This window comes from Congregibacter variabilis, assembly GCF_045689235.1.
Classification (GTDB): domain Bacteria; phylum Pseudomonadota; class Gammaproteobacteria; order Pseudomonadales; family Halieaceae; genus Congregibacter; species Congregibacter variabilis.
This window is the reverse complement of the sequence record NZ_CP136864.1, coordinates 895,381-918,872: the sequence shown is the minus strand read 5'-3', so window position 1 is coordinate 918,872 and position 23,492 is coordinate 895,381. Positions and strand designations below refer to the sequence as shown.

Genomic DNA, 23,492 nt, shown 5'->3' with positions numbered 1-23,492 from the left:
CTGTTTATGAAGCACTGTGAAAGCGCTTTGGATGCTGTGAGCTGCATTCACAGTGATGAGTTTATCTGGTGCCACTCTATGGCTGCGACACCGGTACTTCTCCTGGATGCTCTGGCAGAGCACGCGCTGCAGCACCAGAACATCACTTTGATGCAGCTTCACCTTGAGCATGCGGACAAGGTCACAGCGGCAGGTATGGAAGGACATCTTCGGCACCGTTGTTTCTTTGCCGGCCGAGAAACGCGCAAGCTCATCAACGATGGGCGTGCGGACTATGTGCCTATGTTTTTATCGGAAATTCCCAAGCTGTTTCGCAAAGGCGAGCAGCGCGTCGATACGGTACTGGTGCAAGTGTCCCCACCGGATATACACGGTAACTGTTCATTGGGTATCTCCGTGGAGGCCACAAAGGCCGCCTGCGATATGGCGGGCAAGATCGTCGCGCATATCAATCCCTTAATGCCGCGAACCCATGGCGACAGCTTTATTAATGTGCGGGATATTCACAGTGCGTTTGAGCTGTCAGAGCCGCTGATTAACGTAGCGACCGCCAGCACCTCTAACATCGAGGCGCGCATTGGTGCCCATGTGGCGAGCCTTGTGGAGGATGGCGCTTGCCTACAGATGGGGATCGGGGCGATTCCAGATGCAGCATTACGTTGCCTGGGTGATCGTAAAAATCTCGGCGTGCACACTGAAATGTTCTCTGATGGGGTGTTGCCTCTACTGGAATCAGGGGTGATCAACAACTCACAAAAGAAGATTGCCAAGGGTAGAAGCGTGACTGGTTTTGCCATGGGCAGTGATGCTTTGTATGCGCATGTCGATGACAATCCTGAAGTTACATTTCTGGATATAGAGTTCGTCAATAACCCTACGGTCATTGCGAAGAACTCGCGCGTAACCTCTATCAATAGCGCCCTGCAGATTGACCTTTCCGGTCAGGTTTGTGCGGACTCCATCGGACACCAGATTTATTCCGGGGTGGGTGGGCAAGTCGACTTTGTTCTTGGGGCGACCTATTCAGAGCGCGGAAAGTCGATCATCGCTTTGCCAAGCACCGCTCAAAGAGGCGCTCTGTCGCGATTAGTCACGACGCTTGCTGCAGGCGCCGGGGTGGTAACTACCAGAGCGCAGGTTGACTACGTAGTCACTGAGTTTGGCGTGGCTCAGCTTCGGGGCCGGTCTCTGGGACAAAGAGCCTGTGACCTTATCGCTATCGCGCATCCTGATTTTCAGGAAGAGCTTGCTCGCGAGGCCCGCGATACACTAAACATCAAGCTTTCCTAGCCCGGCATCGTGATGGTTAGGAGAGACTGACACTATCGATCGTAAATACCGTTATGCCGGCGGAGCACGTTGCCTAACAAACAAAGAAGGAGTCGTAGCATGCAGTGCGTACAAGTTGTAAAACCCGGTGGTTTGGACAATCTAAAGGTGTCCGAGACATCCTCGCGGTCGCCTGATGCTGGAGAAGTGCAGGTGCGTGTGCATGCAAGCTCGTTGAACTTTCACGACTACTTGGTGGCCGCAGGGCTTTTGCCGGTAGAAGATAAGCGTATTCCTATGTCCGATGGTGCGGGCGAGGTGACTGCCGTGGGCGCTGGCGTGTCTGATTTTGCGGTGGGCGACCGTGTGATGAGCTGCTTTTTTCCCAATTGGGAGGAGGGTGAGGCCAGTATGGAGCGGCTTCTCGGTGTCCCGGGGGATCACGAAGACGGGTTCGCCAGTCAGACCGTCACTATGTCAGAAAAGGCCTTCTCGCTCATGCCAAAGCATATGAGCTTTGCCGAAGCGGCAACACTGCCTTGTGCCGGGCTCACCGCCTGGCGTGCGCTGAAAGAAGAGGCCAACTTAGGCAGCGGCGACTGGGTACTGGTTCAGGGCACTGGTGGTGTCAGTATTTTCGCTTTGCAGATTGCCAAGTTTCTGGGTTGCAAGGTTATCGCCACCTCATCTAGTGAAACAAAGCTGGAAAAACTTCGGGCTCTGGGGGCGGATGAGGTCATTAATTATCGTGAGCAGCCACAGTGGGGTCGTCTGGCCAGCGAGATTACCGGTGGTGTGAGTTTGGTGGTCGAAGTGGGAGGGCCGGGAACGATCACTGAGTCCGTTCGCGCGCTTCGCATTGGAGGAACCATCAGTATGATCGGCGTACTGACAGGCATTTCTGGCGATGTGCCTCTGGCGGAGTTTTTTCAGCGCAACGCGACAATGTCAGGGATTACCGTGGGCTCTCGATTACAGCAGGCGAATATGGTGAAAGCCTTTGAAGAGTGGGGGTTGCAGCCGGTAATTGATCGTAGCTTTGACTTGCCCCAACTGGCCGAGGCGTTTCGTTATCAGGAAAGTGGTCAGCACTTCGGAAAAATAGGTCTGAGTCTTAGCTAAAACATAGTATGGCTATGGCTATGGCTATGGCTATGGCTGAAACGGCGGGGTCAGGATATTTGGGCTTAGGGAGCGGGGATTGACCGCCCCTTAGGCCCAGTTTAATGACGGCTGTTTAGCGACGATCGATTTCGTCCAGCTCAAGATCCACATTGCCAAAGGCATCGCCCTTGTTCAGGCGAATGTGCAGGGACACATTGTTCTTCGAGTCAGAGTATTCCACGGCTGTTTCTGCGGTAATGGTGCCTTTCTCGTACAGCTCGATCAGTGCCTGATCGAAGGTGCGCATCTGATACTTGGACCCTTGCTCGATAGTACTTCTAAGCTCAGTGAGATCTTGTTTGGTGATCAAATCCTGAACGCGAGGTGTATTAACCATTACCTCCATGGCCGCACATTTCCCGCCGTCGATCGTTGGCACGAGCCGTTGAGAAACGATGCCACGCAGGTTCTGGGCAATTCTCACTACTTCATTGCCCTGATCTTCTGGCGGAAAGAAAGTGATCATCCGTTCAAGTGCTGACACCGCATTGTTTGCATGTAGCGTCGTCAGGCAGAGGTGCCCTGTGTTGGCGAATTTCAAACCAAACTCCATGGTCTCGTGATCCCGTATCTCACCCAGAAGTATGACGTTGGGTGCGGAGCGCATGGCTGAGCGGATACCCGTGCTGTAGCTCTCCGTGTCGACGCCTATTTCTCGTTGGGCGACTACGGAACGTTTGTGATTATGAAGATACTCAATGGGGTCTTCGAGCGTCAGAATATGCCCGGCGGCATTGGTATTGCGATGATCAATCATGGCTGCCAGAGACGTGGACTTACCGGACCCGGTTGCACCTACGACCACGACCAATCCGTTTTTCTCCATGACCAGATCATTGAGTACCGAGGGTAGACCCAGCTCTTCTACGGTGGGAATTTCATTGCGCACGTAGCGAAAGACCAGTGAGGTCTCGCCGCGCTGACGAAAGGCAGAACCACGGAATCGCCCAAGGTTAGGCACCCCGAGGCTGAAATCCACCTCGCCGTGCTCTTCGAACTCCATGATCTTTTTGTCCGAAGCAATGCTTCGAAAGATATGGTCGACCTGTCCGGGGTGCAGTTTTTCGCCTATCCAGGCGAAGCCAAAGGGTCCCTTGATGAGAATTTTAGCCCCGGAGTGGAAATAGATATCCTCGCCTTCCTTATTGACCATTAAAGCCAGATAAGGAGCGATTTCGAGATCCATGTCGCCCATTGCGTACACCTCTGTTGTCGTTCTAGAAGTATCGCATTGCTGCGGCGGTGCGAAAAGCGTTCTTTGTCGGCTACGAAGCACCGTGGCTTTCGGATAGAATACCGAGATCCTTTCCGCCTGTAGCTCAGCAGGATAGAGCAGCCGCCTCCTAAGCGGCAGGTCGCAAGTTCGACTCTTGCCAGGCGGACCAATTGACTACCAGAGGCTACAGATGAATCGCGTCCTTTCGGCCTTAGTTCTTGCTAGCACTGTTTTGATGGCTCTCCCGGCAAAGTCGGAGGTGACGCGGCTCGAGCCGGCGCGGGTTTTTGACGGCAGTGAGCTGCACGAGGATTGGATCGTTATCGTTTCCAATGAGTCGATCCTCTATGCCGGTCCTGAGACCAAAGCGCCCGAACTAACAGTAGATACCCTGTTGGAGCTTGACGATCAGACCCTACTCCCGGGACTTATCGAAGGACACTCACACGTTCTTTTGCACCCCTACAACGAAACTCCCTGGAATGATCAGGTGCTCAAAGAGTCAGAGGCAGAGCGGGTTGTGAGGGCGGTGAATCATGTCCGGGACAGCCTGCAGGCCGGGGTTACGACTATGCGTGATCTGGGCTCTGAAGGCGCGGGATACGCCGACGTGGCCTTACGTGATGCCATTCAGAAAGGTCTGATCCCCGGTCCTCGCTTGCTGGTGGCGGGGCGAGCGATTGTCGCGACGGGTAGTTACGGGCCCAAGGGATTTCATGAGGATGTCACCGTGCCACTCGGTGCTGAGACCGCCGATGGCTTTGATGATTTGATTCGGGTGGTACGCAGTCAGATTGGTCGAAATATCGACTTTGTGAAAGTTTATGCAGACTACCGCTGGGGACCCTCGGGCACCGCGGCGGCGACGTTTTCTACCGATGAGCTTAAAACCATTGTCGCAACGGCTCGAAGTAGTGGCCGGGGAGTTGCAGCTCATGCAGCGACAGCCGAGGCGATTGAGCGGGCGGTACTAGCCGGGGTCGAGACCATTGAGCATGGCGATGGCGCTACGTTGGATGTGCTGCGCTTAATGAAGAAGAGCGGCGTGGCGCTGTGTCCGACACTGGCCGCGGGAGATGCGATCTCCCAGTATGCTGGCTGGGAAAAGGGTGTAGCAGTCGAGCCGGAGCGAATAAGCCGCAAGCGGGAGTCATTTCAGGCGGCACTCAAAAGCGGTGTGGATATCTGCTTTGGCGGTGATGTCGGCGTGTACGCTCACGGCGACAACGTGCGGGAGCTGGAAATGATGGTGGAGTATGGGATGTCCTCTAAAGCAGCCCTGCGTGCCGCGACTGCTGGGAACGCAGAGATTTTTCATCTCAGTGATAGCGTGGGTCGAGTCAGCTCCGGACTGTTGGCAGATCTTGTCGCTGTTAAGGGCAACCCTCTGGTCGACATATCGGCATTACGAGAGGTGTCTCTGGTTATGAAGGGTGGCGAGGTCTACCGTAAACCTGAGTGAGGCTTCTAATACCTTAACGCATGCCTGAGTTTACTGACCGGTGCTGGTAGCCCTTGTTACCGGGCTCTGTGACTGCGTGCGCTTAGCACTGCCTATGTTGTCCAGAATGAGAATGCCTTGCTCAGTCTGATCAAAACTGAAGCGAACATTCCGGACATCTTTAAGGGATAGCTCAGGGTTGGCGTCAATAAAGGCGCTAAACGGAATCTCGACGTACTGCAGTACCGGTTCCCAGATGTCGTTGTAGTCTCTCTTATTGCGTTTGGCATTTTTCATGTACTGCACCCTTACGGGGGGAATCAACTGCGCGAACTGGGACGCTTGCACTGTGCCTTCCCGCGAGTCGGCAGTAACGAGAGTGATACTAAAATCTGCAATCTCAGGGCGCTCCACGTCCTCGGTGACCGGATTTAAAGGGAGTTTTTCTGTGGAGCCGCTAACGGCAAACACGAGAGAGCGGTCAGCGCTAATAGACTGACTATCGTTTAGCGAAATGGTGTACTGGGCGTCAGGCTTTTCCCAGCCCAGCACAACTGCATTGCTCCCCTGCAAACGTTTGTCGCGATGTTTCAGTGCATCTTCGCGCCATATCGCCAGATTGGCGGTGTTGATGTACCCACCAGGCTGACTGGCGGTGCTCGCATCGATATCTTCTTCAAAGTCAGCAAAGGCGTGAAAGCTCGAATCCCTGAATTGATGCACGTAGGTTTGTCTTGGGAGCCAGGACGCGAGGCTGCGAGGGTCTTTAAGAAACGCTAAAAAGCGCTGATCATTATGCAGCGAACCCTCCAGGAATGCAGAGATAAAGATTTTTGCGGCTTCGCGCTGCTCGTCGCCAGGAATTATGGGAGCGGTGTTAAGTTCCCAGGCACCAGGGGGTGAGTAATCGTAACGGCCCCAGCCTGTATTGAACTGGCCGTGATTGGCTCCGTGAAGATAGACGCCCGCTTTGAAGAAGTAGTCCTCATCGCTTAATTGAATTCGATTCATCTGGCGCAAACCGTGATAAGCCGGTTCATCGCTGTCGTAACTCCCGTGAATGCTAAAAAAATCCACGTCTGTGAGCTTTACACGTCGATGATAACGCTGATCTACCTGGGCGATGGCCACAAGCGCGCGAATGTTAAATCCATAGTCGAATTCGACGGTGGCATCATCAGGAAAATGCGATAGCTTGTTAAAGCTATGCGCTATAGATACCGCCTCACCACCCCGGGAGTGACCGATGAGCGCGATGTTTTCGAGGTCTACCTTGGATTCAAAAAGATGCCCCGGTGTTTCATTCCAGTCGCGCCACTGCGCAACATGCTCTAACAGCAGCCAGGCTCTGGCTGCCATTTCCTTGCCCTGAAAGTCCCCGGACCAGCTGCCGTTGATATAGTTTTGATCAACCGATACCGCGATAAATCCGCGGCTGGCCAATAACTCTCCTAGATAGGCATAGCCGTCATCGGAGTAATCTTCCATGCCGTGATTGCCGTGTACGATGAGTACAAGCGGGTAGGGGCCCTCGCCTGAGGGAACCCAGGCCCGGCCATTGAGAGGGGCTTTGGCGAGTCCAAAACCCCAGTAACGCTCGCGCATACTGCGCTTGAAGTCTTTCCACTCGGGTAGGAGTTTTCTGGCATCTACGACCCGGCTCTCTATATCGCGATCGCTGCCAAATTCCGGCCGTCGGGGATTTTCTCCCGCGCCATAGGTCAGGCTCTGAAAGCTGAAGTCTCCAGGGCTTCCCGGATTGTCTGGCGCAAAGGGGATGCTAAGGACCTGAGGGTGTGCTCCGTCGTCGGGATAGGGGTTGCTCCCGGTATCCATGAGTGTCCAGGCAGTTTTTAGGCTCAGGCCTGCTAATGCGATGGTGACGATCAGAAGCATAGTCCTGCGTGGCCGACTCAGCGAGTCGAGACCTTTTGTCACCAGGAGGGTGATGAGGCCTGCAACTGCCGCCGTGGCCAACACCATGACCATGAGCGAGATAGGCGATAGGGCCTGGATATTGAGTTCCATGATCCCTTGCTGCTCGTTGAGCAGCATTCTGGCTACGGACGAGGGTCCGTTTTCTTTGAGCGCCCAAACCGCGAGCGTCGCACCCCCGATGACACTCACAGCTGCCAGGGGGATACCCTGAATGCCGGCGGTAATGAGACCGACGATCAATGTGGCCAGAGCTATGGCAGTGAGGCCAAGCACAGCACCGAGCAGAAACTCCAGAATATTACCGAGGCCGGTATCCATAAGAGCGACATTGACGCCGCTCATGACAATAACGGTACTTGCCGCAGCGAGGGAACTCACCGACCAGTAAGAGCCGCTTCGGGAGGAACGCGGGCGTTTCATGCTAGTTATTCTCGGTGTCGACGATAAATACTTGGCGCATCTTTACATCCAAAGCCGTTGAAATGGCGGTATTGGCGCCGGTATCTGCATCCGGGTAAGCGTCAGCCAAACGGCGAAGCGCTTTATACAAAGAGATACCCGAAATTTGTCCGTTGCTCAGGTGGTGTGTGGAGTCGTTGCGTATCAACTGGTAATACCAGCTATCAATGTCTGCATATCCTGCCACAAGACCCGTGGCCCCTTCGGGAGTCAGCGTGAGCTCAAGACGCATGTCTCGAATGATTTGCACGGTGGGAACACTGAGGTTCATCCATGGAATCACCACTTCGCTTATAGGCTCTGTGCGCAGAACGCCATTTTCGATGCGCCCGGTAGTGTGCCGTATGAGAGATTCACCCCAGCGCCGATCAATTCTCTGTGATCCTCCGGGGACGACGTTCAAACCGGTCGCATCGGTCAACAAGCGGTCGCGCCCGCGATACAAATTAACAGTAACAGAGTCGTCGTTTTGAAGATCGTCAACGTCGCCAAGCTCGATCATCATGCGGCTGTAGTTTTGGTCAAGAATAGCTTTATTCTGGAATATGTACTCCACGCCGTCCGGGCCTCTAAACCCAATAATGCAGCCCACCGCGCGATAGACCTGATTATCTATCCCCGCCTGTCCGTCGGGGTGCTCAAAATCCTCATCGCTGGCAACGCCATCAAGATCGAGTCCCCAGGAATAGGCGCCTTCAACCTCCCGGAATTCAAAACCGTCAGGCTCAGTGCTTGGCAGCCAGGTTTGAACTTCCTGGCGCAGCTGAGTGTCCTGCACGGTCATTGCCGTGTGATTGGGGTACAGCTTTTCGAATTGCTCCCGGGGACCGTCGTTAAAGCCTTCGGGGCACTCCTCTTTGGCATCCGGTGTCTGGTAAACGGACCAGAATAGATCCGTCATGGCATAGCCAATCTTGCCATCACGGATGGGCGCGTCCTGTGCTTGTGCACTTGCGCCCGTTCCAGTAAGAACAGCAACAGCCACCGTGGCTCCTTGCAAAATACGATAGATCACTGAATGCCCTTCATGTAGTCGTCGCGAACCCAAAAGGCCAGGAGTCCGTTCCGTTTGCCGCGCCACTCTCCCGTGCCCGCGCCCTTAACGTCCCCCGGAGCTTTGTCGGCGGCATAGGTGTAGACCGGCCGATCTCTAAAGCTCCAAACACGCAGGGCCGCGGGATTATCAGCGGAAGCCAGGCGGCCCGTGTTCGGATCAATACTGAGAATCTTCCAGGCTCTGTTAACGCTGGATTCGGAGTCTTGGGCAATAACGTAAGGCCAGTTCTGTTGGCAGGTTTGAGGGTCACCGGCACCGCAGATCGCCAGACGATACACCTGAGTATCTTCGGGGTGGTCACAGGCAAGTTGATCTATGGAATCGTCCCCACACTGATAGCTGTATATCGTTTTACCCTGTGAATCAGCCAAAACAATGCCAGCGAGGGTGCTTTGTAAGGTGAAGCTTTTTGGAGTTGCGGGAGCGTACTGTGTGAACACGTTGCGCCATCCAGGATCATCGCTCCCCAGTAAACTCCAGGGCTCAGGGTCCAGGGTGTAGGTATACAGCGGAGCCCCACGGAACATCCATTGCCTCACTCCCGGCGCGCGTTCCAGAATGCTCCACTCACCGAACGCTTTAGCCATGGACGGAGCGAGAATCGGCTTGCGTTCTTTGAGGCAATCTTCCACACAAGCTGAGGCGGACGTGCGGTCGCCATCAAAAGCGTAGGCGGCGTAATTTTGCTTGGTAGTCAGCATGCGCCCGAGGCTGGTGGTTTTGATTGCGAAGCCGGGCGGCATTAATGCAGGCGGTCCTGCCGGAACACGCCCGGCGGGGGAATCGCCATCGCCGCTCCCATCCGCTCGGCGTTTTCGCCTGGAGCCACCATAGGTATCTCCTGCTTGTTTGTCGCGCACCGATGTATAGAGAGGCTGTTCTTTATAGGCCCACTGGCGAGCTCCGTCATTGCGCAGGATGATGCTCCAGTCTCCGATGGCTTGGGCTGTGATATCTGCCAGCACCGGGGGCCAAAGATCGGTGCAGCTAGGGCGGGTATCAAGTTCTGGTAACTGCAGACCGGGGGGGTAGGGGCTCATCAGCCCAGCGGTAACGCGACGAACCTGGTCATAGCACGCGGCCTTGCCGGCCGCTTCGCCGCTGTAACCATTGCGCAACTTAAGTTGTGGCCAGGTATAGAGGGTTTTACCGTGCTCATTAGCAAAAACGGGGCCCTCCAGTTCCGTAGCTTCCACATGAAAACCCTCAGGCATCGGCACAGTGCGATACACCTCACGAACTGTGCGGGCATCTTCTGCTGGCAGCCCGGACTCAGCCGCAAAAGCGAACTGAGCCTGGGTAATACTCACCAGGGACAGTGTCAGAGTGCGCAGCACCAAGGACTTGGCTATTGCGGAAAAGGCGCTAAACAAGTATTTCACCGATGGCATCAGAGGTGGTATTGCTCTTTGTGCCCCAGCTATCAATATCCAGTCCCATGAGGCGTTGGGCCGTATATCCAAGACGACAGCCTGGACTGCCACCACCGTCGATATGTAAGCCCGTCTTGATTTTGCCGCCGGCATTGCCCGCGGTAAACATGGGTATGCCGTCGATAGCGTGCATTTTTGCGAAGGACTGATCGGTGGTGGCATAGATCAGTGAATTGTCGAGCAGCGATCCGTCTCCCTCGCGAAAGTCAGCCAGTGCCTGCACATAATATGCCCACTCTTCCATGGCGCGGCGGGTGTACCAGGAGACGTTAGGCTGATAGTGCAGTGATCCATCCACCGCTTCTTCGTGCGTTGCCGTGTGATGGGGCTTGTCGTAACCGGGCTTAGTCGTCGCCGAGAATGCCGAGGCGTAGAACATGTTAAAGACGCGGGTTTGATCGCAAGCTACAGCCATAAGCATCAGATCGGTCATTATGCGGTGACGTTTGGAGACCAAATCCGCGTCCAGCCCGCTGGGCATGTCCTGCGGTGCGTCGGCAATGATGCAGGCCTCCCGCGGATCGGGCTTGGTCAGTTGCAGGTCAAAGCGTCGCTCCAGATCGCGAATCCCTGTGAAGTATTGGTCCAGGCGAGCTCGGTCTTCTGCGCCCAAAGACTGATTAAGTTTTTTTGCATCTTCCTGTACGGATGACAAGGCACTTTTTCTGATCATCAATCGAGGATCGGGAGAAAAAGTCTCTGCATTAGGGTTTTGAAAATCCGCACCAAATAGTCGCTGATAAAAACGCAGGGGAGACCATTCCGGCGCATTGACTGAGTTCCCTGCTTCGTAGCTGAAGCTGTCACGAACGTCGCCTGTGGCGTTGGCGCTGAGACTGCGGAACCGCGTTTCGTTGCCGAGTTTCCTGGCAATGGAAACATCGATTGTCTCGCCGGGACGATTCGGTCTGGAAGTGGGTGCGATGCCGGACCGTAACACCACCCAGCCGGAGTGATGGCAAAGGTTGGGGGCATCGTCTTTGAAGACATCAAAATTAGTGAACAGGTTGATGTGTTTTTGCACCGAGGCCAAAGCAGCAATCTCCGGTGGCAGATCGAAATTCGCGCCGGTCTTTTTGGGTACAAACACATCTTTATTCATGCCCAGTCCCCAGGACCAGGTGCCAAATCGTGTTGGCAGAGACTCTCCGGAGGCCAATGCTTTGCCGTTGCCATCCAAAAAAGCATCCAGGAAAGGCAGGGCAACGCTCACCGCGGCACCCTGGAGCGTCCCTCTAAGAAAACGCCGGCGATTTAATCGACTCATCGATTTGCCTCCTCGTGGCTGGCCACGATTTTATCTGTAGTACTGTGCGGTGATACTGCTAATACACGCCTGCTGTCGATTTGCGCAACGGCCTTGGCAGTGTCGCGGGGCTGTCGAATCGATGAGAACGCATCACTTAAACTCAGCTCCCGAAGAAGGGCGGGAACACGGTGCTCACTGGATACGAACCGGTTCTCGAAGCGCTTTAGAATATCCCGGTCATAACGCAAAGATACGGGTCCACCGGTTCCATAGGCATAAAGGCGATTGACCAGACAGGCGGACAGCTTGGGATGGTTCCGCATGGCAATCCCCAGGCCTTGAATATCGTCGAAGTACACGCCGTCCAGTTCGCCACTGATGTCGAGAATCGCACCATTTTCGGTTTCTCGGTAGGCTCCGGCTCCGTCAAAGTTTTCCAGCGCAAGACCCATGGGGTCGGTAATAAGATGGCAGCCGGCACAGGATGGATTGGTGTTGTGGACTTTCAGGCGCTCTCGGGCTGTCGGTACATCCCCGGCATCCTCCAGTTTGGAAAAGTCCACATTAGGTGGTGGATCCGGTACATGCTGACAGAGCAGTAGTTCGCGCATTGCCTTGCCTCGCAGCGTGGGAGAGCTTCGTACTGCGTGAGAGTTGGCGGCCAGAAAACTCACGTGCGTCAGTAGGCCGGCGCGGTGACTCTGCTCGTCAAAGGTATGGCTCGTCCAGCCCTTGTCTGTGGGGATCCCGTAGAGCGCTGCCAGGGACATGGACATGAAGGTCTTGCGAGTCGTGAAGAGATCTCGATAGTCCGCGTTCTCTACGAGCAAATGTTCAATAATTGTTCTGAGGGTTTGCTCCCGGGCGTCAGCGAGCGTTTTTGCCGTGACTTTAGGGTAGACGATCGGGTCTTTGGCCAGACTATCGAAATCATCGAAAGCCAACATGTCATCAAAAAACGCTCGCATCCCGACTTCCAATCGAGGGCTGCTCATCAGGCGGTCGACAGCCGCTTCCCGTCCGGCCCGAGTATTCAGGACACCACTTTCGGCAGCGTCCAGCAGGGCTGCGTCGGGGGTTGAGTTCCAGAGGAAGAAACTTAATCGCGATGCGAGGGCGTAGGCGTCCAATCGCATAGCGCCGGTGACTGCGGGGTCGGGTTCGGCATGATCGATGACAAACAGAAACTCAGGGCTAATCAGCAAGGTTTCCAGCGCCAGGGCGAGACCCTCATAAAAATCACCGGTGGTGTCAGCAGCTTGTCTTGCGACACTGACCAGCTCTGTCAGCCGCGTTTCTTGCAGCGGCCGCCGGAATAACAAACGCCCGCTATCGTTTATAAACTGCGCGGCGCAGCTGTCGTCAGGCGCATTCTTGGAAGTGGGTTTGCAGGGCACGAGGTAGTCGCGGTGTTGATGATCGACCACCTGAGCGGCGATCGTTGCAGCAGCCTGCTGAATTTGTGATACCTGATCTGAAGTCAGGCCTACGAATGAGGCGCCGGAGGCCAGGAGACCGTCTTTTCGCGGTAGCGGCGGTAGCGGCGGTATGACACTCTCGCTTATGTCGCTACCAAAGACATGCGCGATGCTATTGCTGTACTGCGCACCGGTAAGCAGCCGGACCCGTAACTCTGATGCGCCAACGACACTGTGTTCAGTCTCTTGACTGCAGGCCGTTAACAACAGACAGCTTGCGACAAGGGCTGCCAGCGAGCGAGCTAAAGTACGCTTGATCAAGCCCTGACCCTCATACCGACGTGGTGCTCAATGATAGCACTGCTGATGGTTTTGCCGTTCTCGTTTGCGATGTTCAAAATTACTCCCAGCGTTGCCTGGCAACCTGTTCGGGTGTCACGGTACCCGCATGGTTATCCCAGGAATGACGAATAAATGTCGCGACCGCAGATACCTCATCATCGTCCAAAATGTATTGAAACTCCTCCATAGCTTCGCGCCACTTCGGGCTCAATGCCGGTTTTGGAGCCTCAGGGCCGTAGAGGATTACATTGATCATTGATGCGGGGTTGTCAGCCTGTGCTACAAGACTGCCTTTATTGAGTCTTGGGGCCATTTCGGGATCTCCCTCTCCGGTAGGCAGGTGACAGGTGCCACAATGCAGGTTGTAAATGGTTCTGCCTCGACCCAGGACTATGATGCTGTCGGGCTCAACAGGCTCGGGGGGCTCGATCGTCGGAAGCGCCTTTAAATAGACAGCCATGGCCTGAATGTCGTCGTCGGACATGTGTCGTGTGCTGTGCATGATGACCTCATTCATGGGCCCAAAGGACTCCAGGAAATCGTTCCTTGCGGTTTTCAGGTAAGCCGTCAGGTCATCTTCTGACCAGGTCCCCAGCCCGCGAGTCGATGCGGTAAGGTTAGGCGCAGACCAGGGTCTACTTACCCCGGGCGCTACCGTGTCACTGTACTCGCCGCCGGCCATCTTCATGCGCTCTTGCTCTGCGCCAAGTATGTTGCGCGGTGTGTGGCAGGCGCTGCAATGAGCGAGCGCCTCTACCAGGTAGGCCCCGCGATTCCATTCTTCGGATTCCTGGTCGTTTGCTTCAAAGGCACCGGGCTTAAAGAACATCAGTTTCCAGAACGCCATGAGAGAGCGCATATTGAATGGGAAGCTGATGTCGTTGTCTCGATTTTCACGAGTCACCGCCGGCACGCTCATAAGGTATGCGTAAAGGGCGGCGAGATCGTCGTTATTGATTTGTGTAAAGGCGGTGTAGGGAAACACCGGATAAAGATGATCGCCGTTGGCGCGAACGCCATGGCGCATGGAGTTTAGAAAATCCCGATCACTCCAGCTACCTATTCCCGTCGCAGTATCGGCTGTGATGTTGGTGGAGTAGATGACGCCAAAGGGCGTATCAAAAGCAAGACCTCCGGCCATGTACTCGCCGCCGGCCGCCGTATGACAGCTCGCACAATTACCCGCTAAAGCGAGATACTCTCCGCGCTGTATGAGTGCATTTGCATCTGACGAGGGCTGTGCGATGGGACCGGAACCCGTGTCCATGGTTGGCTGCAACACAACAACAAAGACGAACGATGCAATGAGTACAACAAGCGTCAATACAGCGATAGCGCGGGGCAAACTCATCAATAAAGAGACTCGACGTTGGTTCATAGTGATGTGACTGCTGCGCGGGAGAGCGAGAGACTATTTCTGGTCTCAGGCACGGGAGCAGTCGCTTGGGTGCCATTACCGGCGAACAGCGCATCGCTGTCAAGTTTCGCTGATGACAGGCGGAGCCTATGCATGAACTTATAGGTAGCGCATAACAGCCTTGTCGGGTTTTCAGGTAGCATCGGCCAGGGCTCAGCCAATGCTTTTTTCTATTTCAGTGGAGGATTTAATGCCAAAACCATCAACCGGTGGGCTGCTTTTTGCGACGCTATTGTGCGTGGTCACGGGGGTTGCTGCACAGAGCGTGAGCAATACCTTACCCAAAATCGAAGATGCTTACGCGGCTAAGCTCAGCGCGAAGAGACCCATCGATGCCAGGCAGTCCTACTGGCTTGAAGAGTTGACCTGGATGGAGGTTCGAGACCTCGTGGCGGCAGGACATACGACAGTGATTATCCCTACCGGGGGCGTGGAGGAAAATGGCCCTTATCTGGCTACGGGAAAACACAATGTCATACTCGAGGCGAGTTGCCCTGCCATTGCCAGACTTTTGGGAAACGCCTTGTGCGCGCCGATTGTAAAATTTGTGCCCGAGGGCGATATAGACCCTCCCACCAAAGCCATGCGGTTTCCCGGATCCATCAGTCTCAGTGCGAGCACTTACGAGGCCCTGCTCACCGACATTGCAATGAGTCTGAAGCAATCGGGCTTCACTAATATCGTAATGATCGGGGACAGTGGAGGTAACCAGAAGGGTATGCAAACCGTCGCTGCCAAACTAAATGAAAGCTGGGCGGAGCAGCCGGTTCGCGTTCATTTCATTAAAGCGTTCTACAAGCCCGGCTGGGAAGCGACAGAAAATTTTACGAGAACTGAGCTTGGCGTAGAGCAAACACGCAAGGATGGTTATCACGATGACATCTGGGTCACGGCCATGATGATGGTTACGGATCCGGCGCAGGTGCGATTTGAGGAGCGCGTGCGAGCTGATCGGGCCTCGATCAACGGAGTGCCCATAACCCCGCTTGAGGATACGGTAGCGCTCGGCCAGCAAATGATTGAGTTTCGTGCAGCGCTTACGGTGGATGCGATAATTAGTGCTATTGCCGGGCAGTAGTAGCCCCTAGGGACGTAGCGATGGCGCGTTACATGAGCTGTTAGCTGGCGGTCGGTTCTTTGGGCTCAATTGTCGTGCAGTCCATCGCCTGTTTGACGACTTCATGCGCCAGTATGTCTGCCGCGTCATAGCATGGTAAATCTGTTTGAAATTTTGTTGCCACTACGGACAGTTCAGTGCAGGCAATCACCAGGCAGTCGACGTTCTGCGCTTTTAGAGCGTCCGCACATTCCTGCAGTGCAGCGTAGCCCAGTTGTTCGCCGGCGTTGGCTTTCACGGCGATGATGAGCTCCATTAAGGCATTTTGTTTTTCCGAGGTGGGATAAACGATTTCTGCACCCTGGGATTCGAACCAGGGTTCATAAAGCCGGATCTGCGATAAAGCCGACGAGGCGAGCAGGCCTACCCGGGCAAAGCCGGGCTGACGGTCCGCAATGTGCGCGGAGACCAGCGCCATAATGTTCAGAAAGGGGATGTCAACGCTTGCCGACAGTTCAGCATAGTAGTGGTGCGCCGTATTGCAGGGCATGACGAGCAGATCTGCGCCTTGCTCCGAAAGTTGCCCGGCCATGGCACGCAGCATCGGAAGCGGACTGGGCCCTGTTTTTTCGATGAGCGCCTTCATCCGCGATGGAACCTTGGGATTATTGTCGACCAGCATGCGGATATGATCATCGTCATCGGCGGCGGGCGTCGCCGCGATGATGCGCTGCATAAGGTCTACCGTTGCGGCCGGCCCCATGCCTCCCATAATACCGACGGTTTTACTGGTCTTCATATAATCGACGCTTGTCTGGTAACACACTCATACGGGATCGTAGCCGAAGGCATCGCGATAGGCGAAGAGCGCCTGACTACCGCCTGTATGGATAAACACGATGTTTTGGTCCTTTGTGTAATGTCCCTTACGAATGAGATCGATAAGGCCTGCGGCGCCTTTGCCCGAGTAAACAGGATCCAGAAGAATGCTCTCGCTGCGGGCGAACAGCTCGATAGCCTCGATGGTCTCTGGCGTTGGTATGCCGTAGCCCTCACCGACGTAGTCGCAGTTGGCCTGTACCTGCTCGCGCGCGATGGCCCCGGGTATCCCCAGGAGGTCGGCAGTGCGCTCGGCGAGCTTAAATACATTCTCTTCCTGCAGCGGCTTGGGAGCGCGAACGCCAATGCCCAATACAGGCACTTGACTGTTACTGCCGGCAAAGCCGGTGACCAGACCAGCCTGGGTTCCGGCGCTGCCCGTTCCATGAACCACCAGATCCATACGTAATCCCGCCGTATCTGCCTGGTAGAGCAACTCCATCGCGCAATGCACATATCCCAGGGCACCTACAGGATTCGAGCCACCCCCTGGAATGATGTACGGTTTTTTGCTGTCGCCCCGCAGTTGCTCTGCGAGTTCTTCCATGGCGGCGTTCATATCTGTGCCGCCGGCGTAGCGATGCAGCCTTGCTTTAAACAATACGTCTAAAAGCACGTTGCCGTTATGCTTATAGTCGTCGTCGAGGCTTCCCGTTCTGTCTTCGAGTAGCACTTCGCAGGCCATGCCCATCTTTGTGGCGATGGCTGCGGTTTGCCGGGCATGGTTGGATTGGGTAGCACCCTGGGTAATGATGGTGTCGGCACCCTGCTGCTCAGCCTCGGCCATGAGAAACTCAAGCTTACGAGTCTTGTTGCCGCCTCCGGCCAACCCCGTGCAGTCGTCGCGCTTAATCCAGATATTGGGACCGTCAAGTTCGCGAGACAGGTTTTTGAGCGGCTCCAGAGGGGTGGGCAGGTGCGCAAAATGCAGACGTGGAAAACGGGCTAAGTGCATGCTGTTGCTCTCGTTGGCTGGGTCATTTGAGGTAGGCAAGGGTACATAAAGACTAGAGGCGGGGCCATTGTGCCTGTGGCCAAGCTATAATATCGGCCTTTCAACGAAGAGACTGTAGTTGTGCAACGACTGATTACCCTGATTTTGGGCCTTGTTCTCGCGGCCTGCTCGTCTATCACATACAACCTGCCTGCGGTGAGCAGTGATACGGATGGCAATCGGCGCACCGGCAAGTTTATCTGGCACGATCTGATATCGGATGACCCCAAGGGAACTGAGACATTTTACGGCGCGCTTTTTGGCTGGGAGTTTCGCTCATTGGAGCTTCTGGGGGCCAACTACTGGGTGATCAGCCTGGATGGGACGCCTATTGCCGGCATGGTAGAGCAGTCTGGTTTAGCAGCACAGCAAGATATTTCTCAGTGGATGTCTGTGATTTCTGTCGCTGATGCTCATGCCGCTGTGCAAGTTGTCACAGATGCGGGTGGGCGGGTGCTTCGAGAGCCGGTGTCAATTGGCGATCGGGGAGTGATCGCTGTCTTTACCGATGCTCAGGGAGCGCATTTTGCAACGCTGACCACCCCGTCAGGTGATCCTCAGGATAGTGAATCGCTACCCCAGGAGGGCGCGTTTTTGTGGCACGAGCTTTGGACATCCGATGTATCGCAGGCCACTAAGCTGTATGCAAAGCTTGGCAGTTTGGAGGCAGTGGCTCACAGCGGTGAGCGGGCAGACGGCAGTGAGATCGATTTTCGTGTGCTGCGCAGTGACAAATTAACCCGAGCCGGAATTCGTAGCCTCCCGGATCCACAAATGCCTTCGCTGTGGATGCCTTACTTGAGAGTTGAAAGCATTGATCGGCTGAAGCAGTTACTACTGCGCATCCCTGAAGTGGGCGGTCAGGTCCTCGTGCCTGCCATGCCGAGGCCGGCGGGCGGTTATGTGTCGGTCATTGCGGGACCATCGGGCGCGCCCATAGCGCTGCAAACCTGGGGTAGCGACCAGCCCCTGATAGAGGATTTATAAGGTGCGAAGATTAGGACAAACAGGACTTCGTGGGCGCCCACTGCGAGCCGTGGCGACAGCCATACTTGTGGGATCGGTCTTATCGCTCAGTGGCTGTGATGACCCCCAGATCTACGGCAGTGTCGGAGTATCCTCGGGATACGGCGGATACGGCGGATACTACGGTGGTTACGGCGGCTGGGGGCAGCCCAGGATGCACACCAGTATTTCGGTCGGTGGACGGATTCGCTGACTAAAAGCTCCAACCCACGCCGGTGGTGACGCCCCAGTCAAAACTGCCGGCGGCGTCGACTTCTACCGTTGAGTTGTCATAGCTCCCCCAGGCACTGAAATCCCAAAACAGATCACTGATCATTTCCCAGCGCAAGGTCGCGGTGGAGTCCGCGCGCACGCGTCCGCTTTCGGTGAGCGATGGGTAAACAGACGCGTCGAACTTGAGTTTTAACTCTGGCGAATCAAAGCGCCAGCGGGAATAACCGAGGGTGAGTACGCCCTCAATGCTTTCTTGCGTGTCGCCACCAATGCTTCGCTCTTCCAGCCCCTGCAGGGACATGCTCCCAATGAGTTCGCTGCGGGGCGTTTCCACGAAGTAACGTCCCATACCCGCGCCGAGAGATAGACGATAGTCCAAGCCCAGCTCGTCATTACTTTCATAACCGCCAAATACCAGGCGGTAATTAGCGGCGCGGTCTACCCAAGCCTTGCGTGACACATTGATTCGAGAGCTGCTGGTTGCCTCTTCATCGGTGTCGGATACCGTGACTCGACTGGTGAAGGCATTGAGCGTTTTTTCGTCCTCATAAGAAACGTCTGCTCTAAGCTCGGTCTGGGCAACGCCACTGGCTTTTGTGAATGCATAGTTAGCCGCGACATAAATATCGATGCGGTCTATAAAGGTTTCTTCTACCGGACGAATTTCTACCACTTCCTGCCAGCCAAAGCTCTTCTCTCCAAAGACATCCTCCAGCGCTACGGTGCCGGCAATAGAGCCAGGCTTAACGCTGCCGTAAAAACGTTGACCGTTATCCAGACGCAGCTCGTAGTTGTAGTTAGAGTCTATGCTCGCGATTTCCTTCCACTCAATATCCAGAGTGCCCATGGCATCCGTGTTAAAACTTAAACGCCCACCGAGCAAAGATTTAATTTCACCGGTAATGCGGTCTCCGTTATAGAGAGTGATAGTATCGGTTTTGCGCTGAGCGGCGGCCGGGTTGCTCAGGCATATGCTGACTGACAGGAGCAAAATCACCATAGCCATGCGTTGTAGCTGCCAATCGTCAGGCGCAACTAGCGTCGTCAAGGTCTTCAACTTCGTTCACCGATTGTTATGTGCGTCGGGGCGAAGTTTAACGTCATCGGCTCCTAAAATTCGCCTGCTTGCAGTTTTACCGCTGTCGTTGCTGTTGCTGTCGACTCCAGCGCAGTCAATGTTTGACGGAGCCTCCAGCGATGAATCCCTCGCAAATGATCGAGAGCGTTTCCTGAACGCAAAAAAAATGATCAAAGCGGGAAACTGGGCAGCGTTTGATCGCGAACGCAAGGCTTTAGATGAATATCCTCTGAGTCCTTATCTTGATTATGAGCGTTTGCTGCGTCGACTTACCGTAACCTCCGGGGACCAAGCTCGAAGCTTCGTTGATCAGCAGAGCCAAAGCCCTTTGGGGGTCCGCTACCTTGGCAGTTATCTTGAGGCCACGGGGAAGCGCCGCCGCTGGGGGGATTACCTTAATGCCGCCTCTCGTGAGCCTCGTAGCGAAAACCTGCGATGTTATTACGCCCGCGCAAAACGCGCGCGTGGCGCTGAGGGTGAAGCCTGGGAGCTGGCGGGTCGGCTGTGGGTGTCGTCAAGCTCGGTAGATGATGCTTGTGACCCTTTGTTTACGCTCTGGCAGGCAGCCGGGGAACTGAATGACGTATTGATATGGAAGCGTGCCACTTTGGCCTATGCGGCGCGTGAGAGCGGCTTGCTGCGTTATATCGCTTCCCTGGGGAGCCCTGATTTGCAGCCTGCGCTTACTGCTCTTCGGCGCAGCTACAGTCAGCCGCAGCGAAGCGTGGATCTGGCAAAAACTTTGGATGCCGAGTTTCGAGCGGAAGTGGTCACTCTCGGGCTTGAGCGATATTCCCGCTACGACCCGGCGCGTGCGCTAAAGCAATTTCAAGCCCTTCCCAAGGAAGCCTTGAGTGAGGAGCAGAGCGAGCGTGTAACCGCGGCGATAGCTTTTCGGGGTTTGCTGGAGCGCGATGAAGCAGTAAGAAGCTGGGTTGATAACGGTTTGCCTCTTTGGTCAGACGATAAGCTTATTGAGCTCCGTCTTCGTTGGGCGATTGCTGAGCAGGACTGGGAAGCCATCGACCAGCTGTTCATAGCGCTCAGTGGCACCGCTCAGGAAGAGGCGACCTGGCGGTATTGGTACGCGCGGTCGCTGGAGTCCCGAGGACGCGACGCGGATGCTCAGCTGCTGTTTAGCACCGTGGCCAGAGAGCGGAGTTACTACGGATTTCTCAGCGCGGATCGAGTAGGCCTGCCCTACAGTTATCAGGATGCGCCCGTCGCCGGGTCAGCAACGCCAGCCAAGGACCTTCCGAGCTGGACACAAGATACGCTTTGGCGGGTACATGAGTTAGTCGCTCTGGACGAGTCGCGCCTTGCAGAGACGGAGTGGGCACATGCCTTACGCCGTCTTGATGACGAGCAGCAATTGACCTTTGCACGTATCGCCAAGGATCAGGGCTGGCATCGTTTAAGTATTGACGCAGCGAATGCTGGGCGACACTGGGACGCGCTGGATTTACGTTTTCCCCTGGCGTTCGTTGACGACTTTTATCAGCGAGCGGCAGCGCAATCATTGCCGGTGAGTGAACTCATGGCTATTGCGCGGCGGGAGAGCGCGTTTTCGCCCACTGCGCGATCACCCGTGGGGGCACGAGGATTAATGCAGCTCATGCCCGCCACCGGTCGGTCTGTGGCGCGAAAGGTAGGCATGACGGCGAGCACGCAGAAGCTGGACAACGTTGAATACAACATCACGCTGGGCAGCGCTTACTACAGTCAGCTTTTGGAGCGATTTGACGGCAACCGAGCTGTGGCTTTGGCCGCCTACAATGCAGGTCCCAATCGAGTGAAAAACTGGCTCCGTGACGGATTACCGCTGGATGCATGGATCGAAACTATTCCCTACCGCGAGACCCGCGACTACGTGAAGGCAGTGTTGGCCTACAGTGTGGTCTTTGACTATCGCCTGGGAGAAAAAGCACAGCTGATGGGCGAGGCGGAGCGACCCTCTGGCTACTGAGTTACCTCCATTGGTGAGTTTTGTCATTCCGGCACTGAACGAAGTGTCTCGCCTGCCTGTATTACTGCGCCAATTGAGACGTGATTTTGCAGACTGCGAGCTCATTGTCGTGGATGGGGGTAGCAGTGACGGCAGTGTAGCTGCGGCGATGGGACTGGCGGACTGCATCCTGCTTGGAGAACCGGGTCGAGCGTTGCAGATGAATCTTGGCGCCGCATGCGCAAAGGGTGACTGGTTGGCGTTTTTGCATGCCGATACCCAGCCAGACTTTGATGAGGCGACGCTGCGCGCAGCGTTAGATGATCAGCTCCGTTGGGGCTTCTGCCACATTAGTTTGCAGGGGCATTCACGGGGTTTACCGATGGTTAGTGCGTTTATGAATCAACGCTCTCGTCTCACCAACGTCGCTACGGGTGATCAGCTTTTGTTTGTGCAGCGGGAGTTATTCAGGGAAGTCGAGGGCTTTCGCAGGATCCCCCTTATGGAGGACGTAGATATCTGCAAACGCCTGCGCTCTCGCGGTGCCGGAGGTCTCTTGAATCTTCAGGTTCTGTCCAGCGGTCGACGCTGGGATGAGCGGGGCCTCTGGGCCACTATCATGCGTATGTGGGTTCTGCGTCTGGCGTATTGGCTGGGCGTATCGCCCAGGCGTCTGTGGGCGCATTACTACGGTAAGCACGCAGTGCCTGGCTCTGGGGGAAGCTAGCGTGTCCGATACGCGTCTACTCCAACAATTTGCCCGCTATCCAGAGCCGGGGAAAGTGAAAACCCGTCTGCAAACAGCCCTGACCGCCAGGGATGCCTGTGCGGTGCATGAGGAACTGCTTCTACACACCGCGAACACCCTCGTGGCCTGTGGGTTTGGGCCGGCTGAGCTCTGGCTGGATCGACTGGATGAGCATCTCACTTTGTCCGCAGCTTTGAGCCTGGGAATGTCCGGGGTGTATCTGCAACAGGGGGCTGACCTTGGGGAGCGAATGTATGCAGCGCTAGCTCAGGGTTTGACTCGCGCGCAAGCAGTGGTACTCGTTGGCAGTGACTGCCCGGTGTTGTCCCGCGATTACCTTGCAGCGGCATTCAAGGCCTTAGAGTCGACGCAGGTGGTTCTGGGTCCCGCAGAAGATGGTGGTTTTGTGCTGATAGCCTGTACGAGTGTGCGTGAGGGAATGTTCGACGATATAAGCTGGGGCGGGGCGCAGGTACTTGATGAAACGCAACAGCGCTTAAAGAAAGCCAATCTCAGTCACGCGCTGTTGGACGTGCTCTATGACATTGATACCCCCGCTGACTTGCAGCGGTGGCGGAATGACCAGGGTTCAGGCGTGGGCAGCGACAGCTGTGTTTTGAACTAATCCCATGCTGGCGGATTCTTTCCAGTCATCGCTTTGCACACGAGAACGTTGGTAAAGGAGCCAGGCAATCGCGGTGCAATAGCTGAGGTTGGTTTGTAACTCGCTGTCGGGGTTGCTCAAAAAGGCTCTCTGGCTCGCCAGACCGCGCACTCTGCTTGCAATGTCTGGGCGAAACGCCAAATAGCGATCCCAAAGATCCCTGTGTTGACTCGACGTGATGTGAAACAAGCCCAATCCCGGCTCTCGCCGGGAGAACAGGCCCACTTCGTCTTTGCGAAGGGCAGCTGCAAGCAACTCCCGCTCAGCATCTGATGACCACTCGCCAAGATATTCCAGCGTGGGTTTAATGACCTGCTCGCGCAGGTGTTCGGCTGTGATGTACATATAGCAAGCTCCTCGCAGGAACATGGTGTGATTGCTCTTCGGCAATTCATCACCGGTTTGCATGCTATGACGATCACTGTAGGTCGCGCCGTGACGCGGTTTAAGCTCTTTTGCCGATAGAGCCCTTACGGTGACCGTTA

General features: G+C 55.4%; 20 protein-coding genes and 1 tRNA gene. 10 read left to right on the top strand and 11 right to left on the bottom strand.

The features are described 5' to 3' along the window. Positions 1 to 6: 6 nt before the first annotated feature. Both R0135_RS04165 and R0135_RS04160 read left to right on the top strand, forming a co-directional pair. Complete coding sequence (locus R0135_RS04165) at positions 7 to 1,290, top strand: acetyl-CoA hydrolase/transferase family protein (protein WP_407348992.1); 1,284 nt, start codon at positions 7 to 9, stop codon at positions 1,288 to 1,290. Positions 1,291 to 1,389: 99 nt separating this feature from the next. Next, positions 1,390 to 2,391 carry an NAD(P)-dependent alcohol dehydrogenase gene (locus R0135_RS04160; protein WP_407348991.1) on the top strand — a complete coding sequence of 334 codons (1,002 nt, stop codon included), beginning with the start codon at positions 1,390 to 1,392 and terminating at the stop codon, positions 2,389 to 2,391. A 115-nt stretch (positions 2,392 to 2,506) separates the two neighbouring features. Here the strand turns inward: R0135_RS04160 and R0135_RS04155 are convergent, their stop codons facing one another. Next, the gene (locus R0135_RS04155; protein WP_407348990.1) at positions 2,507 to 3,628 is read right to left on the bottom strand and encodes a PilT/PilU family type 4a pilus ATPase; all 1,122 of its coding nucleotides are present in this window, start codon (positions 3,626 to 3,628) and stop codon (positions 2,507 to 2,509) included. 113 nt (positions 3,629 to 3,741) lie between these two features. Here R0135_RS04155 and R0135_RS04150 point away from each other — a divergent pair. Together R0135_RS04150 and R0135_RS04145 are read left to right on the top strand one after the other, a co-directional pair. Beyond that, positions 3,742 to 3,818, top strand: a tRNA-Arg gene (locus R0135_RS04150). Between the two features lie 21 nt (positions 3,819 to 3,839). Further along, entirely contained in the window at positions 3,840 to 5,111 is a 1,272-nt protein-coding gene (locus R0135_RS04145; RefSeq protein ID WP_407348989.1) for an amidohydrolase family protein, read from the top strand. A gap of 30 nt (positions 5,112 to 5,141) precedes the next feature. Here the strand turns inward: R0135_RS04145 and R0135_RS04140 are convergent, their stop codons facing one another. From R0135_RS04140 to R0135_RS04115, 6 genes are all read right to left on the bottom strand, one after another. Continuing rightward, entirely contained in the window at positions 5,142 to 7,448 is a 2,307-nt protein-coding gene (locus tag R0135_RS04140; RefSeq protein ID WP_407348988.1) for a chlorophyllase/cutinase-like alpha/beta fold protein, read from the bottom strand. Position 7,449: 1 nt separating this feature from the next. After that, a complete protein-coding gene (locus R0135_RS04135) occupies positions 7,450 to 8,472 on the bottom strand; it encodes a hypothetical protein (RefSeq protein WP_407348987.1) in 1,023 nt (340 codons plus the stop codon). Between the two features lie 26 nt (positions 8,473 to 8,498). Then, a complete protein-coding gene (locus R0135_RS04130) occupies positions 8,499 to 9,935 on the bottom strand; it encodes a hypothetical protein (protein ID WP_407348986.1) in 1,437 nt (478 codons plus the stop codon). Beyond that, on the bottom strand, positions 9,910 to 11,244 hold the full coding sequence (locus R0135_RS04125) for a DUF1552 domain-containing protein (protein ID WP_407348985.1): 1,335 nt from the start codon (positions 11,242 to 11,244) through the stop codon (positions 9,910 to 9,912). The genes R0135_RS04130 and R0135_RS04125 overlap by 26 nt, the downstream gene beginning before the upstream one ends. Continuing rightward, complete coding sequence (locus R0135_RS04120; RefSeq protein WP_407348984.1) at positions 11,241 to 12,965, bottom strand: DUF1592 domain-containing protein; 1,725 nt, start codon at positions 12,963 to 12,965, stop codon at positions 11,241 to 11,243. Before R0135_RS04120 ends, R0135_RS04125 begins: the two co-directional genes overlap by 4 nt. 79 nt (positions 12,966 to 13,044) lie before the next feature. Continuing rightward, positions 13,045 to 14,364, bottom strand: a complete 1,320-nt coding sequence (locus R0135_RS04115) for a cytochrome c (RefSeq protein ID WP_407348983.1) — start codon at positions 14,362 to 14,364, stop codon at positions 13,045 to 13,047. A gap of 229 nt (positions 14,365 to 14,593) precedes the next feature. Here R0135_RS04115 and R0135_RS04110 point away from each other — a divergent pair, with 229 nt between their 5' ends. After that, positions 14,594 to 15,481, top strand: coding sequence for a creatininase family protein (locus R0135_RS04110; protein WP_407348982.1), 888 nt, complete (start codon positions 14,594 to 14,596; stop codon positions 15,479 to 15,481). A 40-nt stretch (positions 15,482 to 15,521) separates the two neighbouring features. Here the strand turns inward: R0135_RS04110 and R0135_RS04105 are convergent, their stop codons facing one another. Both R0135_RS04105 and R0135_RS04100 read right to left on the bottom strand, forming a co-directional pair. Further along, entirely contained in the window at positions 15,522 to 16,259 is a 738-nt protein-coding gene (locus R0135_RS04105; RefSeq protein WP_407348981.1) for an aspartate/glutamate racemase family protein, read from the bottom strand. A 27-nt stretch (positions 16,260 to 16,286) separates the two neighbouring features. Then, complete coding sequence (locus tag R0135_RS04100; RefSeq protein ID WP_407348980.1) at positions 16,287 to 17,294, bottom strand: D-cysteine desulfhydrase; 1,008 nt, start codon at positions 17,292 to 17,294, stop codon at positions 16,287 to 16,289. A gap of 120 nt (positions 17,295 to 17,414) precedes the next feature. On the opposite strand from R0135_RS04100, the gene R0135_RS04095 reads away from it, so the two are divergent. Then, positions 17,415 to 18,320 carry a VOC family protein gene (locus R0135_RS04095; RefSeq protein WP_407348979.1) on the top strand — a complete coding sequence of 302 codons (906 nt, stop codon included), beginning with the start codon at positions 17,415 to 17,417 and terminating at the stop codon, positions 18,318 to 18,320. A gap of 1 nt (position 18,321) precedes the next feature. After that, positions 18,322 to 18,552, top strand: a complete 231-nt coding sequence (locus R0135_RS04090; RefSeq protein WP_407348978.1) for a hypothetical protein — start codon at positions 18,322 to 18,324, stop codon at positions 18,550 to 18,552. Here R0135_RS04090 and R0135_RS04085 read toward each other — a convergent pair whose 3' ends face one another. Next, the gene (locus R0135_RS04085) at positions 18,553 to 19,620 is read right to left on the bottom strand and encodes a DUF481 domain-containing protein (RefSeq protein ID WP_407348977.1); all 1,068 of its coding nucleotides are present in this window, start codon (positions 19,618 to 19,620) and stop codon (positions 18,553 to 18,555) included. It lies immediately after the preceding gene. Positions 19,621 to 19,747: 127 nt separating this feature from the next. Here R0135_RS04085 and R0135_RS04080 point away from each other — a divergent pair, with 127 nt between their 5' ends. From R0135_RS04080 to R0135_RS04070, 3 genes are read left to right on the top strand one after another with little or no spacing between them, the layout of a single operon-like run. Then, entirely contained in the window at positions 19,748 to 21,616 is a 1,869-nt protein-coding gene (locus R0135_RS04080) for a transglycosylase SLT domain-containing protein (RefSeq protein ID WP_407348976.1), read from the top strand. A 13-nt stretch (positions 21,617 to 21,629) separates the two neighbouring features. After that, positions 21,630 to 22,322 carry a TIGR04283 family arsenosugar biosynthesis glycosyltransferase gene (locus R0135_RS04075; protein WP_407348975.1) on the top strand — a complete coding sequence of 231 codons (693 nt, stop codon included), beginning with the start codon at positions 21,630 to 21,632 and terminating at the stop codon, positions 22,320 to 22,322. A 1-nt stretch (position 22,323) separates the two neighbouring features. After that, positions 22,324 to 22,968 (top strand): TIGR04282 family arsenosugar biosynthesis glycosyltransferase, encoded by a 645-nt coding sequence (locus R0135_RS04070; RefSeq protein ID WP_407348974.1) that lies wholly within the window; start codon positions 22,324 to 22,326, stop codon positions 22,966 to 22,968. On the opposite strand, the gene R0135_RS04065 is transcribed toward R0135_RS04070, so the two are convergent. Then, positions 22,933 to 23,352: a hypothetical protein gene (locus R0135_RS04065; RefSeq protein WP_407348973.1), complete on the bottom strand. Its 420-nt coding sequence runs from the start codon at positions 23,350 to 23,352 to the stop codon at positions 22,933 to 22,935. The two genes, R0135_RS04070 and R0135_RS04065, sit on opposite strands and share 36 nt — an antisense overlap. Between the last annotated feature and the right edge of the window lie 140 nt (positions 23,353 to 23,492).